This is a genomic window from Arthrobacter sp. T572, from assembly GCF_056780115.1.
Map to the genome: position 1 here is coordinate 632283 of NZ_JBRAZQ010000002.1, position 15123 is coordinate 647405.

General features: G+C 64.9%; 15 protein-coding genes, 1 tRNA gene and 1 other RNA gene. 7 read left to right on the forward strand and 10 right to left on the reverse strand.

What is annotated here, in order from left to right:
• Nucleotides 1–58: 58 nt before the first annotated feature.
• The gene (locus ACUYMZ_RS04185) at nucleotides 59–532 is read right to left on the reverse strand and encodes a MarR family winged helix-turn-helix transcriptional regulator (protein ID WP_426005840.1); all 474 of its coding nucleotides are present in this window, start codon (nucleotides 530–532) and stop codon (nucleotides 59–61) included.
• An 88-nt stretch (nucleotides 533–620) separates the two neighbouring features.
• On the opposite strand from ACUYMZ_RS04185, the gene ACUYMZ_RS04190 reads away from it, so the two are divergent.
• Nucleotides 621–845 (forward strand): hypothetical protein, encoded by a 225-nt coding sequence (locus ACUYMZ_RS04190; protein ID WP_442423402.1) that lies wholly within the window; start codon nucleotides 621–623, stop codon nucleotides 843–845.
• Between the two features lie 186 nt (nucleotides 846–1031).
• On the opposite strand, the gene ACUYMZ_RS04195 is transcribed toward ACUYMZ_RS04190, so the two are convergent.
• Together ACUYMZ_RS04195 and ACUYMZ_RS04200 are read right to left on the reverse strand one after the other, a co-directional pair.
• Entirely contained in the window at nucleotides 1032–2471 is a 1440-nt protein-coding gene (locus ACUYMZ_RS04195; protein WP_481602201.1) for an SLC13 family permease, read from the reverse strand.
• Nucleotides 2472–2483: 12 nt separating this feature from the next.
• A complete protein-coding gene (locus ACUYMZ_RS04200) occupies nucleotides 2484–3620 on the reverse strand; it encodes a PrpF domain-containing protein (RefSeq protein ID WP_481602202.1) in 1137 nt (378 codons plus the stop codon).
• A 240-nt stretch (nucleotides 3621–3860) separates the two neighbouring features.
• On the opposite strand from ACUYMZ_RS04200, the gene ACUYMZ_RS04205 reads away from it, so the two are divergent.
• The 4 genes from ACUYMZ_RS04205 (at nucleotide 3861) to ACUYMZ_RS04220 (ending at nucleotide 5809) form a co-directional block, all read left to right on the forward strand.
• On the forward strand, nucleotides 3861–4799 hold the full coding sequence (locus ACUYMZ_RS04205; protein ID WP_481602203.1) for a LysR family transcriptional regulator: 939 nt from the start codon (nucleotides 3861–3863) through the stop codon (nucleotides 4797–4799).
• 113 nt (nucleotides 4800–4912) lie between these two features.
• Nucleotides 4913–5143, forward strand: coding sequence for a hypothetical protein (locus tag ACUYMZ_RS04210; RefSeq protein ID WP_426005848.1), 231 nt, complete (start codon nucleotides 4913–4915; stop codon nucleotides 5141–5143).
• Nucleotides 5144–5255: 112 nt separating this feature from the next.
• Nucleotides 5256–5654, forward strand: a complete 399-nt coding sequence (locus ACUYMZ_RS04215; protein ID WP_426005849.1) for a LapA family protein — start codon at nucleotides 5256–5258, stop codon at nucleotides 5652–5654.
• Entirely contained in the window at nucleotides 5651–5809 is a 159-nt protein-coding gene (locus ACUYMZ_RS04220; protein ID WP_481602204.1) for a hypothetical protein, read from the forward strand. Before ACUYMZ_RS04215 ends, ACUYMZ_RS04220 begins: the two co-directional genes overlap by 4 nt.
• 104 nt (nucleotides 5810–5913) lie before the next feature.
• Here the strand turns inward: ACUYMZ_RS04220 and ACUYMZ_RS04225 are convergent, their stop codons facing one another.
• Both ACUYMZ_RS04225 and ACUYMZ_RS04230 read right to left on the reverse strand, forming a co-directional pair.
• On the reverse strand, nucleotides 5914–6213 hold the full coding sequence (locus ACUYMZ_RS04225; RefSeq protein ID WP_211713967.1) for a DUF4193 domain-containing protein: 300 nt from the start codon (nucleotides 6211–6213) through the stop codon (nucleotides 5914–5916).
• A gap of 250 nt (nucleotides 6214–6463) precedes the next feature.
• Nucleotides 6464–7810 carry an aspartate kinase gene (locus ACUYMZ_RS04230; RefSeq protein WP_426005853.1) on the reverse strand — a complete coding sequence of 449 codons (1347 nt, stop codon included), beginning with the start codon at nucleotides 7808–7810 and terminating at the stop codon, nucleotides 6464–6466.
• A 240-nt stretch (nucleotides 7811–8050) separates the two neighbouring features.
• Here ACUYMZ_RS04230 and ACUYMZ_RS04235 point away from each other — a divergent pair, with 240 nt between their 5' ends.
• On the forward strand, nucleotides 8051–9160 hold the full coding sequence (locus tag ACUYMZ_RS04235) for a hypothetical protein (RefSeq protein ID WP_481602205.1): 1110 nt from the start codon (nucleotides 8051–8053) through the stop codon (nucleotides 9158–9160).
• Here ACUYMZ_RS04235 and recR read toward each other — a convergent pair.
• The 4 genes from recR to ACUYMZ_RS04255 form a co-directional block, all read right to left on the reverse strand.
• Nucleotides 9157–9756 carry a recombination mediator RecR gene (gene recR, locus ACUYMZ_RS04240; RefSeq protein ID WP_426005855.1) on the reverse strand — a complete coding sequence of 200 codons (600 nt, stop codon included), beginning with the start codon at nucleotides 9754–9756 and terminating at the stop codon, nucleotides 9157–9159. The genes ACUYMZ_RS04235 and recR overlap by 4 nt on opposite strands.
• 87 nt (nucleotides 9757–9843) lie before the next feature.
• A complete protein-coding gene (locus tag ACUYMZ_RS04245; RefSeq protein WP_481602206.1) occupies nucleotides 9844–13086 on the reverse strand; it encodes a DNA polymerase III subunit gamma and tau in 3243 nt (1080 codons plus the stop codon).
• A 34-nt stretch (nucleotides 13087–13120) separates the two neighbouring features.
• Nucleotides 13121–13217, reverse strand: an RNA gene (ffs, locus tag ACUYMZ_RS04250) — signal recognition particle sRNA small type.
• Nucleotides 13218–13430: 213 nt separating this feature from the next.
• Nucleotides 13431–13754, reverse strand: coding sequence for a hypothetical protein (locus tag ACUYMZ_RS04255; protein ID WP_481602207.1), 324 nt, complete (start codon nucleotides 13752–13754; stop codon nucleotides 13431–13433).
• Between the two features lie 292 nt (nucleotides 13755–14046).
• Between ACUYMZ_RS04255 and ACUYMZ_RS04260 the strand changes: the two genes are divergently transcribed.
• A tRNA-Ser gene (locus ACUYMZ_RS04260) sits at nucleotides 14047–14131 on the forward strand.
• Nucleotides 14132–14181: 50 nt separating this feature from the next.
• On the opposite strand, the gene ACUYMZ_RS04265 is transcribed toward ACUYMZ_RS04260, so the two are convergent.
• Complete coding sequence (locus ACUYMZ_RS04265; RefSeq protein ID WP_481602208.1) at nucleotides 14182–15081, reverse strand: LysR family transcriptional regulator; 900 nt, start codon at nucleotides 15079–15081, stop codon at nucleotides 14182–14184.
• Nucleotides 15082–15123 lie beyond the last annotated feature (42 nt).

Consider the following 15123-nt stretch of genomic DNA (forward strand, 5'->3'; position numbering starts at 1 on the left):
CTGCCGGGCCGCCGGTCCGCCTTGTCAGCTGCAGGGAACACCAACCCCGGAATGGCGCCTAGGAGCCGGTGGCATTCCGCTGGGTCGCCGCGATCAGGCCGGTCATGGCCTGGTGGAGCTCTGCGACTTCTTCGCGACTGAGCTGCAGGCGCTCGCGGATGGCGCCGGGTACCTCCGTGGCCTGCCGGCGGAGCGCTGCTCCCTTGTCCGTGAGCTTGATGGCGAGGGCGCGTTCGTTGCCCGGCACGCGCTCGCGGGTTACCAGTTCGGCTTCCTCCAGGCGGCGGAGCAACGGGGAAAGCGTGGCGGGCTCGTGCAGCAGGGCGTCGCTGATGTCTTTCAGCGTCCTGGGGCTCCGCTCCCACAGGGCGAGCATCACCAGGTATTGCGGGTGGGTCAGTCCCAGGTGCTCGAGGACTGGCTTGTACACGCCCACCACGGTGCGCGAAGCAACCGTCAGGGCAAAGCACAACTGGCGTTCGAGCAGCAGGTCGTCATCGGTGTCCTGGGTACTCTCGCTGGTAAGGGTCATCGATGCCTCCTGCTGATCGATTAGTTAGTGTACTAACTATTAGCGTACTATGAAGGTACTGAACCGTCGAAAAGAGGAGTCGATCCGGGTGGCAAAGGAATCCTTCGCCCAGAAGTTCATGCGCGCAACGGGGAAGCTGCGGGTCATTTTTGGACCGGCGCACAGCAGCTCGATCGACCATGAAATGACCGAGGACAACCGCCGGCTCCTTGCCCAGCGCCAGGCAGAGACCCAGCAGTGGGAAACCATCCGCCGCCCCGACGGCAGCACCTATGTGGTTCCCCGCAACCCGGACGACAAGTCGCTGCGGTAGCCGCGGCTGGATGGATCGGGTCGGGGCCGGATACAACTGCAAGCGAAAGGCAGGGCGCGTGATGCGCCCTGCCTTTGCTGTATACGGTGCCCTGCGCCCGTATTTCGGGTGTCCTGTTGCGATGGAGTGCAGGGCGTTCCGTGTCTGCCGGCCATGAGGTCCGGCACGTGGTGGGTAGCCGGGGAGCTACATGATCCCGGTGGGTACCAGGAGCAGCCACGCCAGGGCGGGGGCAACCAGCACCACTCCTCCGGCGTAAACCATGAGCTGGCGGTAGACGCGCTGGCGGTCATGCTCCCGGGCGTTGGCCACGACCAGGGCGCCATCGGTGGAGAACGGGGAGACATCCACCACGGTGGCGGCAATGGCCAGGGCGGCAACGGTTCCCGAAGCGCTCAGTGAGCTGGTGGCCAGCAGGGGACCGGCCATGGGGATGAAGGCCGTCAGCAGTGCCGTCGAGGAAGCAAAGGCGGAGCCGACGCCGATCACGTAGCACAGGACCAGTGCGATCAGCAGTGGTGCGCCCAAAGCCAGGGCCTGCTCAGCCAGGGTATCGATAACGCCTACGTGCTGGAGCAGCGAAACGTAGGTGATCATGCCGGCCACCAGGAGGACGGTGGACCAGGAAACGCCGCCAATGAAGGTCTTGTGCTCCTTGATGTTGACCAGTGCCAGGAGGAGGCCCGCCGACAGCGCCACGAAGCCGATGGGCAGGTGGAAACCGAGCGTGCAGACGAGGATGGCCAGGATCAGTGCCAGGGTGAGGAGTTGCTGGCCGTTGGGACGGCCTGCCCTCGGGGTTTCCATGCCGTCGTACTCGTTGGCGTGCTTGTCGCGGAGCTTGCCCATGAGGGCGAACAGCACCAGGGTCAGTGCAGACAGGATGAAGTTCAGGGCAAAGCTGGCTGAGAACAATGCCCCCTGGGAGATGGGGAAGCCGTTCTTCAGGGCGATGTCATGGACCAGGACCCCTGCTACTGAAAGGGGCGAGAAACCTCCGGCGTGCGCGCCATTGATCAGGAAGGCGCCCATAAGGACCGGATGGATGCGCGATTCATACGCAAGGCCCAGCGCTGCGGGGGCCAGCAAAGCCACAGCCGCAGGGGAGAAGGTTCCCAAAGCCGTCAGCGCCGCCGCCATGAGGAAGAACACCCAGGGCATCAGCAGTGTCTTGCCCCGTACCATCCGCACGCAGGACTGGACGATGATGTCGATCGACCCGTTCCTCTGCGCCATGCTGAAGAAGTAGGTCACGCCGATGATCGTCAGGACGATGCTGGCCGGGAAGTCTGCCAGGATCTCCTTGTCGTTCATACCGAGCATGAAGTAACCGACTCCAAAGGAGGCCACCAGGCCCATCACGCCGATGTTGAGCGGCCACTTGGTGGCAACCACGAACATCACCACGAGGATAACGAGCGGGATGATCTGGGTGGGGGTCATGGTCGGCTCCGATTCCGCGGCGGCCGAAGGGTCGAAAAGGACACCTCCAAACAGGAGGGCGACCAGACCCAGGGCGGTGATCGCGGCTGCCGTCACCAGCAGGATACGACGACGGCGGTTCGGTCGCCTGGAGCGGTCTCCGGAAGTGGTGGCGGGAGCTGGTTTTACTGCGGTTTTAGTCATGTTGCTCTCTCTTCATTGAGTAGCGCCGGCAAAGGAGGGTTCGACCATGCTGTCGATGACCTCCGGGAGGTGGATGGTGGTGGTGGCGATGGTGCGGGCTGTGCGGTCTACGCCCACCAGCAGGGATCCGTTCCGTTCCTCGCTCCACGTTTCGATGACCCCGGCCGGCGTCCGCAGCCGGAGGGTTGGCTGGGTTGCAGGCCCTGTGATGGCGTTGAGGATGGTGCCATCCGTGCGGGCGGCGAGGGTCAACGCGATGCTTCCGGTGATCGCCAGGGCCGGATGGGGCTTGCCCATGGACAGCATCATGGCGTTGACGTCGCTGGCCATTGCCGGGTCATCGAGGGAACTGCCCGGGGACGGCTGCCCCACGATTGCGACCTTGGGAACGGCGCGGGCTGCTTCACCTGGTGAAGCTGCAAGCCCCATGCGGACAGCCGCGCCACGACGGATCTCTTCAAGGGTGGGCAGGAATGGTTCCACATCAGTGGACCAGTTATCGTAGCGATCCGGAACGAGGCCCAAGTCCTCGGCCCGGAGTATGACCACCGGAGCCCCGGCGTCGACCATGGTGACGGTCAAGCGGGTTCCGCCAGCCTTGACCAGGTCCGTTGCCGAACCCGATGGCAGCAACGTGCCCGTCGTCTTGCCCGCCGGATCCTGGAACCCCAACCCCACCTGGTATCCCGGGAAGGGGACCCCGGGCATCACTGCCTGGGGAAGGATGGGCAGCGCCCCCGCGGGGGTTGCCACGCGCTGGATAATGATCTGGCCTGTATTCGTGTTGCGCGTGACGATCCGGGTGATGTCCCCGTGCGGCACCACCCAGCCCTTTTCGATGGCATACAGGCCCACAACGGCTGAACAGTTGCCGCAGTTGCTGCCCCAATCCACGACGGCTTCTTCGATTCCCACCTGCGCAAAGGTGAATTCGACATCAACGTCTCCGTCGTCAGGCCGGTTGAGGATCATTGCTTTGCTGGTGGTTGAGCTGGCCCCGCCCACACCATCGATCTGCCGATGGTCGGGGCTGCCAAAAAGCCGGGGCAGCAGGATATCCGGGCTGGTCCGGGTCTCTTCCAGGCGTGATGTTTCGAAGACCCAGCACTTGCTGGTCCCGCCCCGCATCCATTCCGCTTCGATCTGCATGATCTGTTCCTCGCTTTCCGTCGCCCTCAAAAGTTCTTGGGCTTGATTCGAGATTGAGCCAGATCACAATTGAAGACAATGTTGGATATGTGAGGGAGGATGTAGAGGTTCTTAAGTCACTGCTGCTTATGGCATGCAGGGTGGCTAGTGGGAGGTATCTGGACCTTCCGCGGGCACCGTTGGTCTGCGGATCAGGCCCAGCCATCAGCAGTTGAAGCTTTCGTGTGGAAGAGTGAAGTGATGCTAAACGATGAGTTGCGGGAATTATTCGATATCCGACGGCTGGCGCTGCTGGTTGAGGTCGTCGAACAGGGATCCATCACCGCGGCGGCCGACATTCTGATGTACACCCCGTCCGCCGTGTCCCAGCAACTGAGGAAGCTGGAGCAGGAAGTCGGGCAGCCGCTGTTCAACCGGCGCTCACGGGGGGTAGTTCCCACTGAGGCCGGCCAGGTCCTGGCGGGCCATGCCCGGAGGATCGTCGGTCAGATGCGGGCAGCCCACAGCGATCTGGAGCAGATTGCAGGCCTCAAGAGGGGATCGTTGACGGTAGGCACCTTTCCCACCCTCGCCGGTTCATTCCTGCCCTTGGTCATCCGCGCGTTCAAGAAGAGGTATCCGGCCATCGGACTGTCATTGCGCAGTGCGCGGTTCGACGAACTGGTGGAGGACCTGCAGTCGGGCGTCACCGGGCTGTGCTTGTTGTGGGACTATCCCTGGAACCGCTTCCATGACGATTCAATCAGGGTCACGGAAGTCTTTCAGGAAAGCACCGTGATCCTCGTCTCCCGCACCCACCCCCTTGCCGGGCGCGGGGAAGTCCGCATGGAGGAACTCAGCAAGGAGTCGTGGATTGTCAGGGCAGAGGCGCACCCTGTGGTGGAAGTGCTCCGGCGGTCTGCCCAGGCGGCGGGGTTTGAACCCTCCATTGGCTTCCTGGCGAACGACTACCAGGAGGCGCAGGCCATGGTGAGCGTCGGCATGGGTGTTGCCATGGTTCCCAAGACGGCCATGGCCCTGCAACATCCGGACGTCAGAACCATCAGCCTTGGTTCCGCGGCGCCGCTCAGGAGGGTGCTCCTCGCCCAGCGCCAGGACAAGGTGTACGCGCCCGCGGAAGTGGCCTTCCATTCCACGCTCCTGGAAATTGCCCGCGAGAGGGCAGCAGACTACCTGTAGCCGCCGGTGCCGTCCGGTGCCTTTTCCCCGTCCCGGGCGTAAAATTTCATCACTGGGCCGGTTGTCACGCCCAGCCGTTTCTTTCCTACTCCTGGCGAGAGGAGGTGGAGAATATGGGACGCAGGTTGGAAGGCTTCCAGCACGCAACCGAGCGGTTTCAGATGGTCTTTGGCCCCGCAGCGCGCGGAGATACGGACAGCCCCGTGGTGCATAAGCACGATGAATTCGAGACTGCTTCCGAGGCTGATCTGAAGACCTTCGATATCGAGACCGATTCCGAGGGGCACCACTACGCAGTGCGGAACAACGATCCCGGCCCGACCACGACGGATTATGCCATCTAGCCCGGAGTGCCACGGAAAGGCGAAGAACTCAGCCCGCCGGATCCCTGTGAGTCTACTAATCAGCATGCTTATCATGTGAGTGCACGGATAATCCGCGACCAAGGGGGCCTTGATGAGTTTCCAGGATGATGCTGCAACAACCCACGGACAGCCGGTGACACCCGGACGACCCGTTGATCAACGGCGCGTGGATCCCACCGGGCCGGCCTATCCGGAGCAAACACGGGCCCCGGAGAGCAGTCGGCCCACCAGGACCGCGGCAGTGTGGGTGGCGGTGGCTGTGGGCTTGGCGGTGCTCGTGCTCCTGATCGTCTTCTTTGTGCAGAACCAGGACATGGTGACGGTGAGGTTCTTCGGACTGGAAGGGTCCTTGGCCCTCGGAACAACCCTGTTCATTGCTGCCGTGGGTGGCGGTGTGCTGGTGGCCCTTGCCGGTGGTGCCCGGATTCTGCAGTTGAGGATCAACAACCACCGGCGGCGGGCAGCCATGGGACCAAGGGCCGGACAGTGAGCGGGGATCCCGGGAAGGACGCCCCTGACCTCGGCGCGGGTGCTGAGCGGGACAAGGGGACGCCGGGACTGCTCGGTGATGCGATGTCGCCCGTGGTTGCTCCCGAGGAGACGGATGAGGAAAAGCTCACCGAGCCGGACTCGGAAGAACACTGATTAACTGCGGAAGGGACCGGAGCATGTGCTCCGGTCCCTTCCGCAATTAAGACCCGACGGCGGCACTCCCTGACGACGATCAGACCGCCCGGGTGGTGGTTGTCTTAGCCTTCGCAGTCAGTGCAGTAGGCGACGCCATCCTTCTCGCGGGCGATCTGCGAGCGGTGGCGGACCAGGAAGCAGGAGTTGCACGTGAACTCATCGCTTGCCTGGGGAATGACCTGGATGACGAGCTCTTCAGCGACGATTTCGCCGCCCGGGCCGTTGGCGTCAAGGCCATCGGTTTCATCGAGTTCCAGCACGACGCTCTTTGCCGTCGGGGCGCTGGCGGACTGCAGTGCCTGGAGGGACTGCTCCTGGTTTTCTTTGACGTCTGTACGGAGTTCGTCGTAATCGGCTGCCACTTGTTTATTTGCCTCTTCAGATAGGGGAGTTACGGCTATGCAACGTACAGCATGCCATGAAAATTCCATACCATACCGTAAAGAGGCCTCATGTGGTGAAAACCACGGTGAACAATGCCTTCGACGGACTGCAGCTGCAGTGGCTGTACGACAAGGACGTGCTCACCCAACTAAGTAGCAGTAGTGCGCGTTTTGAGCCCTCAAAACGCGCACTACTGCTACTTAGTTGGGCTCGTCGCCCGAGGAATTTCTAGCGGCCGGTGCCGCCGTAGACGGTAGCTTCTGCCTCGCCGTCGAGCTCGAAAGCGTTGTGGATGGCGCGGACAGCGTCATCCAAAGCGTCCGCGCTGGTGACCACCGAGATGCGGATTTCCGACGTGGAGATCATGTCGATGTTGATGCCGGCATCGGAAAGGGCCTTGAAGAAGGTTGCCGAGACGCCCGGGTGGGAGCGCATCCCTGCACCGATGAGGGAGAGCTTGCCAACGTGCTCGTTGTACTCGATGCTCTCAAAACCGATCTGTGCTTCGGCGGCCCGCAGGGCAGCGAGGGCGTCGGCGCCTTCGACGATCGGCAGGGTGAAGGAGATGTCCGTCCGGCCGGTGCCGTGGGTGGATACGTTCTGGACGATCATGTCGATGTTCGAGTGGGCATCGGCGATCACCTGGAAAATGGCGGCAGCCTTGCCCGGGATGTCCGGGACGCCCACCACGGTGACCTTGGCTTCGGACCGGTCGTGTGCAACGCCGGAGATGATTGGCTGCTCCAAGGCAACTCCCTCTTGAATCGTGAACTTTTCGTCAGCGCCGGGGATGACCCAGGTGCCTTCATGCTGGCTGAATGAGGAACGGACGTGCAGCGGCACACCGAAGCGGCGTGCGTACTCCACACAGCGCAAGTGCAGGATCTTGGCGCCGGAAGCAGCCAGTTCCAGCATCTCCTCACTGGAAATGCGGTCGATCTTCTGGGCCGAGGACACCACGCGCGGGTCCGCGGTGAAGATACCGTCGACGTCCGTGTAAATCTCGCAGACATCGGCCTCCAGTGCGGCAGCCAACGCCACAGCCGTGGTGTCCGAACCGCCGCGGCCAAGAGTAGTGATCTCGTTGGTGCTGCGGCTCATGCCCTGGAAACCGGCCACGATCGCGATATGGCCCTTGTCCAGTGCCGTGCGGATGCGGTGCGGATCGACGTCGATAATCCTGGCCTTGCCGTGGATGCCGTCGGTAATCATGCCCGCCTGCGAACCGGTGAAGGACTGCGCCGAGGCACCGAACTTGTTGATCGCCATGGCCAGCAGTGCCATGGAAATTCGCTCACCGGCGGACAACAGCATGTCCATCTCACGGGCCGGAGCGGCATCGGTTACCTGGGCGGCAAGGTCCAGGAGTTCGTCGGTGGTGTCTCCCATGGCGGAAACGACAACCACGACCTCGTTGCCGGCCTTCTGCGCATCCACAACGCGCTGGGCCACCCGCTTGACGCCATCAGCATCAGCAACCGAGGAACCGCCGAACTTCTGGACGATCAGCTGCTTGGTCTTGGCAGCCCCGTCGGCGAGCTCTTCGATCTTCACTTCGGTAGTGGGCATAGTCATGCGCGCACCCTCACTGCATCAATAGGGTTCGAACGCGGCACACTGCAATCCAATTGGAGCACGCCTGCGTAGCTTATTTGGCAAGTTTATCGCCGTCACCTGCCCGGGCAGGAATTGTGACCACATCGCGGCCACCAGCAGGACCACTGCGGAAAGGAACGTGGTTTCCGGTCTTGCCGCTGTCCCTGTTTCGCGTGTCAATGGCTGGGTACTATGCCTCCATGACACGTGGGTGCGGCCGTGGCCAAGGCGCCTGACCAGCCGCCCGGAGCGTTGCCCGGGCCTGACCCCGGCTTGCCCCGTGATGCCCCGGATTTGAACCAGGGATACGAGGTGATCGGCGGCGGTGAGATCGACGACCGGTTTCCCGTGCGCAGGGCAACGCCGGAACACGCCGTCCATCCGCAGGAGGATGCCCGCCGTGCCTTGGTGAACGCCGTGCGGAACGGCGGCTCCCAGGCGTGGTCGTCCTGGACGTCATGGTCCTATTGGCTGGCCTGCAGTGCTGCGCTCGGCCTGTCCTGGGCGCTGGCCGCGGCCACAGTAAGCTTCGGCCAGGCCAACGGATGGTTCGAGTCGAGTGTTCCCAGTGCCTCCAACCTGCTGGCGGCAGCATGGCTGGCCGTTCTCTCCGCGGTCCTGGGCACCGTTTGGGGCTTCGCGTCCTCAGGCAACGTCCTCGCGGTCCTGACCGCGGGTGCGCTGCGCTCCGCGGGTCTTGCCTTGCCCGCCGGCGTGCTTCTGGCTGCGGTGGGCGCCGGCAGCGGCGTGCCGATAGGGGTGGCCGGTGCCGCCGTCGTTGTCACCGTCGTGGAAGGTGCGCTGTTTGGGCTCATCGGCCACGGAGCGCGTCAATGCTTCCGTTCGCGCGCTGCGGGGTCTGCCCTTGCGACGGTTGTGCTGGTGGTTCTGTGCCTCGCCAACGTGGTGGCCACGGTGGCGCTCCTGCCAAGCACCCAAGGGACAGCCCAGGCGTCCGTGCCCGTCAATGTGGAGCGTGACGACGCAGGCCGCATCACCTCGTACGAATGTGTTGGACGCCCCCGGCCAGTGGACGTGGCGTACACGGAGCGGGTGGCGTGGATGGCTGCGTCGCACCCCGCGCTGCTACTGGGGAGCCTCGCCGGGGGAATGGTTCCCCGGGACCACGACCTTGCCTGGGTGCTGGCGGGGCTGCAGTGGGCTGCCGATGGCCCGGCCCGGGATGTTCCCTGCCTGGACGGTCAGTCCAGCGAAGGCCTTCCGCCGTCCGTGCCCGTCGCCGTGACAGGCCTTGCGGTCCAGGTTGTTGTTGCCGCCATGGTGTTGGTGCCCGGACGGAGGCTGGGAGCCCGCAGGCGCCGGACTTAGGCCAGCGCGTTCCGCCTGCCCTCGAAGGCCCGGCCAAGGGTGACCTCATCCGCGTATTCGAGGTCCCCGCCCACCGGCAGCCCCGAAGCCAGTCGGGTGACGGTGATCCCGATGGTCTTCAGCATGCGCGCCAGGTATGTTGCCGTGGCCTCGCCCTCAAGGTTGGGGTCCGTGGCGATGATGATTTCCTGGATGGCGCCATCGTTCAGGCGTGTCAGGAGCTCCCGGACGCGCAACTGTTCGGGACCGATGCCCGCGATCGGATTGATGGCCCCGCCCAGCACGTGGTACCTGCCCCGGAACGTGCGGGTGCGCTCCACGGCCAGGACATCCTTGGATTCCTCCACGACGCAGATGACCGATGGATCCCGACGAGGGTCACGGCAGATGTTGCATGTTTCCTGCTCGGTGACGTTGTAGCACGTTGAGCAGAACTTCACCCGTTCCTTCACCGTAGTGATGGCAGCGACCAGCCGCTTCATATCCTCAGGATCAGCCTCAAGGATGTGGAACGCCAGGCGCTGCGCCGACTTGGGGCCCACGCCCGGAAGCCGGCCGAGCTCGTCGATCAGCTCCTGAACTGCGCCTTCGTACACAATGTCCTCGTTTGCTCGGTGGTGGTCCGGCTGGGATCCAGCCGTGGGTTGTGATGGGTGACGATGGTCCGACCAGGTCGCCGGCCGCTAACGGCCCGGCAGCGGAGAACCGTCCAGCGACCGCTCTTCAATGAGCTTCCCGCCCAGAATACGCTCCACCGCGGCACGCCCAAAGACCCGGGATTCCTCAATGGTTTCGTCCTCCGGGCTGGGGATGTCGTCAGCCACTTCCTGGGGCTGGGGCTGGGTACGGGTCGGCGCCTGGACCCGCCCCATCTGCGCTTCCGGGCTGTTGGTCAGGCGCTGGTACAGGCTTTGCCGCCCTGCAGGACCGGACGACGGCGCGTCCCCCTCGAGCGTGGCTACGGAACCTGAAGGCAGTGCCACGCCGGCGGCCTGGGCAGGGTTCGCCGCCGCGCGGGTTGCGGTTCCAGGCCAGCCCGACGGCGTTGCGACGTTCCAGCCGGAGGAGCCGTTTTGATCGCCGCTGGTGGGGTGGCCATAGCTTGGCTCTGCCGGGACCTGCGCCGCGGCGGGTTCATAATCCGGCGTGCCGGAGGATGCCGGAGTCTCGTGCTGCGGACGGACCGCCGTTGTGCCGACATTCGACTCCGTTCCCACTACCCACGTGCCCGGAGCGTGCTCAACGGCCCGCGACCACGGGTCATCAGCTACCGGGCGGGCCGGGCTGCCTGAACCCTCCCGGGCAGATCCGGTTTGGTCGCTTTCGTTGGTGGCAGGGACAGCCGGAGCGGCAGGTGCAGGGGACGGCGCGCGGTGCCTGTCAGGTTGCCCGGCGTTGGAGGACGGCTCCCAGTCGTAGGGCGGCTCTTCCTCCAGCGGGGGAACGTCCTCGTCGCGGGGAGCACCCCAGTCGTCGTCGGGGTAGGAGTAGTCACCCGGCGAGGGGTTGGTTCCTGCCGTGGCGCCGGAAGCTGTGACAGGAGAAGCTCCGGAGCCCCCAGTAGCGGCATCAGCTGACGGAGGCGTGCTCGCGGGCTGCGTGGCTGCTGCGGGTGTGCTGCCGGGCGCGGCTTGGGCGGGTGTGCTGCCGGGCTGCGTGGCTTGGGCGGTGCTGCCTGGCTGCGTAGCTGCTGCTTGAGCGCTGCCTGGCTGCGGGCCGACGGATGATGCGCCAACGGACGACGAGCCGGTGGGCGCGCCGGATTCCGGAGCGGTCTTGGCCGTGGCCGCGGGGGACGGTTGTGCCGGGGCCAGTCCCCACGCGGAGTCGACGGCCGAAACAGCCTGTGCCGAAGGAACTGCCGGGCCCGCAGGCGTTGCTGGAGCTTTCGCCTCTCCCTGGGCTGCAGAAGCTACGGAGCGGCCCGCCGGCCCAGCACTGCCATCCGATGCCGGGGTTGCCCGGCTAGTAGGTGCTTTTGGGTTTGGCTCAGAGCTCGCTGAGCTGTTGCCGCCCGCCGAAGCCACGATCTGGCAGTCGATGCCGATGGTTTTGTGGATTGCCTGGCGCAGGTTCTCCGAGTGGTCCGCCCGGCCAAAAGCCCCGGCGAGTCCGGACGTGGTGAAGGAGAGCGTCAGCAACTGGCCGTCGAAGTGTGCAACCTGCGCATTGGGCTCCACCAGAGCCCAGGTGCTGCGCTTGATCTTGGCCAGGGTTTGCAGAACATCGGGCCAGGCACGGCGAAGTACCTCGACATCCCCGCCCCCCGGGGCTGCAGGAGCGGATGCCGCCACCGGTGGTGCTTGCTGTACTGCGGGGGCCTGTTGTACTGCGGGGGCCTGCTGCGCAGCGGGAGCAGGCTGGGCTGTTGGCGGCTGCGCTTCGGCGTGCTGTGCGGCGCCAGGAGCGTCGACCCCGGACGGACCTTGGCGGTTTTCGACGGGCCAGTCGTTGGTGGACACGCGCGGAGCCGTGATTCCGTCACGGGCGGGCCGCTCCATGGGTTGCCCGGGTGCCTGTTGCGGGGACGCAGGGAACCCGGCGGGGGCGGGAACAGTCGCGACAGGTTCAGCGGGAGCGGCGGCTGCGGGAGCCGCCGCAGGGGCAGCTGCTGCCGTCGCGGCAGGCGCGGCCGCTGCAGATTCAGCGGGAGCCGCCGCTGCAGGGGCAGGTGCGGCAGGGACCGGACCGGCGCCCGGGGCAGTACCACCTGCTGATGGCGGGACAGCAGCAGCAACCGGGGACCCGGCGTCGCCCGCGTAATTAAGGCGGCGCTCCACGCGGTCGATCCGTGCGGCGATTCCCCGCTCCGTCTGCTCGGAACCGGGCAGCAGGATCCGGGCGCACAGAAGTTCCAGGTGCAGGCGCGGAGAGGTGGCGCCGGTCATCTCGGTGAGCGCGGTGTTGGTGACGTCTGCGGCGCGGGACAGCTCGGCCGCACCAAGGTTGGTGGCCTGGTTCCGCATGCGGGCGATCTGGTCCTCGGGCATCCCGCGCAGGATGGCCTGGGCGCTCTCAGGCATGGCCTGAACGATGATGAGGTCGCGGAAGCGCTCCAGGAGGTCCTCCACGAAACGCCGGGGATCGTGACCCGTTTGGATGACGCGGTCAACGGCCCGGAACACCGTGGCGGCATCTGCCGCGGCCACGGCATCCACGACGTCGTCCAGCAGGGAAGCATGCGTGTAGCCCAGCAGCGCGACGGCGAGCTCGTAGTCCAGGCCTGAGGGTCCGGCTCCGGCCATGAGCTGGTCCAGCACGGAGAGGGTGTCACGGACCGAGCCCCCTCCGGCGCGGATGACCAGGGACAACACACCGGGAGCCACCGGCACGTTTTCCTGACGGCACAGCAACTCAAGGTAGGTCATGAGCGGCTCGGGCGGCACCAAACGGAACGGGTAGTGGTGGGTGCGGGAACGGATGGTGCCGATGACCTTGTCCGGTTCCGTAGTGGCGAAGATGAACTTGATGTGTTCCGGCGGCTCCTCAACGATCTTGAGCAGTGCATTGAAGCCGGCAGACGTGACCATGTGGGCCTCGTCGATGATGAAGATCTTGTAGCGGTCCCGGACAGGAGCGAAGGTGGCCCGCTCCCGGAGATCGCGGGCGTCGTCCACGCCGCCATGGCTGGCAGCGTCGATCTCGATGACGTCCAGGGAACCCGAACCCCCGCGGGCGAGCTCAACGCAGCTGGGGCACTGTCCGCAGGGGGTATCCGTGGGGCCCTGCGCACAGTTGAGGCAGCGGGCCAGGATGCGGGCGGACGTGGTTTTACCGCAGCCGCGCGGACCGGAGAAAAGGTAGGCGTGGTTGACGCGGTTCTTCCGCAGCGCCGTCATGAGCGGGTCGGTGACGTGTTCCTGCCCGATAACGTCCGCGAAAGAATCCGGGCGGTATCTCCGGTACAGGGCAGTTGTAACAGTCACAGGGAAAACCTACCTATAGGGACTGACATTTTAAATAAGAGACCCCTCATGCACCCGCCAGAGCCCATCTACCCTTGCTACCTTCCGGTCCTGGGGGAGTTCAACAGGATGACGCCACATGAGGGGCCGTCGACAAGCTTACCCGAACTTACTTCGGGGTTCGAATCGGCCATGGCCGGTGTGAAAAACTCCCGACGGCGAAGGGTCTTCGCGGTCCTTTCCGCCATTCGCAACCGTTCTGCGTGGGCTGCGCAACCCTTTCCGCCTGGCGCACCCGTAGTTATGGGTGCGACGGGCGGAAACGGACGCGGCGCTGAGCCGGCCCCGTGTGCCGGCCCAGCCCCTCACCTCCACCCATTCACCGGCCAGGTCATGAAAGCCGGTTCCTCATAAGGGTGCGCTGCCCGCAAAGCCCGCACCACGCCGTCGAGCACGTCTGAAGCAACCACGCACTCAACCCGGACTTCGGGCACCTGTTCCACCGCCCCCACTTCACCGATGAAGGGCCGGGCGCCTGGGAGCGGAGTGAACCGTCCGGTTCCCGGCGAGGTAAAGGCGCAATGCGAGTAGTCTCCGATCCGCCCTGCGCCGGCGTCCCCGATGGCGCGCAGAACCACTTCGACGTGGTCAACCGGCACGTAGACCACCAGGGCGTGGAGCTCTGTCATGGGCACATCCTGTCACTAAAGAGTCCGAAAAGCGGGCAGGACCATTGCATATCCGCCATCCACAGCGGACCATAAGTATGTACACCGATTGGGGCAATCTCCAGATTGTGAGCTGCGGGGCCTGGGCAAGAGGGGCCGGACCCGGCAGCTCAACGGTGATACCGCAAGAATGGGCGCGTTGGGGGCGTCCATTTTTTCGTTAAGGCGCGGCTCCTGGGTCAAGGGTTAACCCTCGATTGGGCGATGCCGGAATTCTCAGGTACAGTAGTATCTGCTTTCGAATCGGAAGCAGGGAGAATTCGCCTAGCGGCCTATGGCGCACGCCTGGAACGCGTGTTGGGTTAACGCCCTCGGGGGTTCAAATCCCCCATTCTCCGCGGTTGGCCCCGGTCTTCGGACCGGGGCCTTTTGCGTTGGCTGGAAACCCCTACCGCTGGGCTGCTGCCACACGCTCCAGCACCTCGCGGCATGCAAGGATCGCGGGATGGATGCGTCCGGCGGTGCGCGTGGACGTGAAGATGGTCCTGGCCGGAAGGCCCGGGAGGTCGATCAGTTGGACGGGGCGTTCCATCCCGGTCCACACAAGGTCCGGCATCAGGGCTACGGCGTTCCCGGACTCGATCAGGCGGATCTGTGCCTGGAGGTCGGCTGTCTCATACCTCACGTCCGGCTCGAAGCCCGCCGACCTGCATGCTTGCTCGGCCCAGTGCCGTGAGGCCGCACCTCGTGGCTCCATGACCCAGGGCATGGACGCGGTATCAGCGATCGAGGCGATACTCTCCCCGCCCATGCCCACCGGGGGAGTAGCCAGCCGGATGGCGTCGCTGGTGAGGGTCGCGCGGTCCAGTCCCGGATGGTGCGGAGCGGCGTGGCCGGGGTACTGCTCTGCCACAACAATGTCGAAGTCGCGCGCCCAGGTCTCGTACAACGCAGTTTCAGGTTCGCGCTGGGTCATCTCCACCCGCACCTCCGGGTACTCCTGCCGCATGATCGTGAGGAAGTCGGCCAGCAGTGCCAAGGCTGCCGACTGGAACACGGCCAGTCGAACGGTTCCCGTTACCGTGGACAGGGAAGCGGCCAGCTCGGTTTCGGCCCGTTCCAGCGTCTCCAGCAGCGCAGCTGTATGCGCCACGAGGATCTCCGCCTGCGGAGTCAGCTGCACGCGGCGGCCGGCTTTCCGGAGCAGCTCCACGCCTGCTTCCTTTTCCAAAAGCGTGAGCTGCTGGGACACCGAGGAGGGGCTGTACTGCATGGCATCGGCTACCTCGGCGAGGGTTCCCCGGATCTTCAACTCGTGCAGCAAACGCAGTCTGCGGACGTCCAGCACGGTGGCCTCCAAAGCATCGGGATGAGTAATGAATATTCGTCA

Excerpts from the sequence above, each read along its gene's own strand:
- ACUYMZ_RS04185 (WP_426005840.1), bottom strand. The coding sequence starts at position 532 with ATGACCCTTACCAGCGAGAGTACCCAGGACACCGATGACGACCTGCTG.
- ACUYMZ_RS04195 (WP_481602201.1), bottom strand. The coding sequence starts at position 2,471 with ATGACTAAAACCGCAGTAAAACCAGCTCCCGCCACCACTTCCGGAGAC.
- ACUYMZ_RS04200 (WP_481602202.1), bottom strand. The coding sequence starts at position 3,620 with ATGCAGATCGAAGCGGAATGGATGCGGGGCGGGACCAGCAAGTGCTGG.
- ACUYMZ_RS04205 (WP_481602203.1), top strand. The coding sequence starts at position 3,861 with ATGCTAAACGATGAGTTGCGGGAATTATTCGATATCCGACGGCTGGCG.
- ACUYMZ_RS04210 (WP_426005848.1), top strand. The coding sequence starts at position 4,913 with ATGGGACGCAGGTTGGAAGGCTTCCAGCACGCAACCGAGCGGTTTCAG.
- ACUYMZ_RS04215 (WP_426005849.1), top strand. The coding sequence starts at position 5,256 with ATGAGTTTCCAGGATGATGCTGCAACAACCCACGGACAGCCGGTGACA.
- ACUYMZ_RS04230 (WP_426005853.1), bottom strand. The coding sequence starts at position 7,810 with ATGACTATGCCCACTACCGAAGTGAAGATCGAAGAGCTCGCCGACGGG.
- ACUYMZ_RS04255 (WP_481602207.1), bottom strand. The coding sequence starts at position 13,754 with ATGACAGAGCTCCACGCCCTGGTGGTCTACGTGCCGGTTGACCACGTC.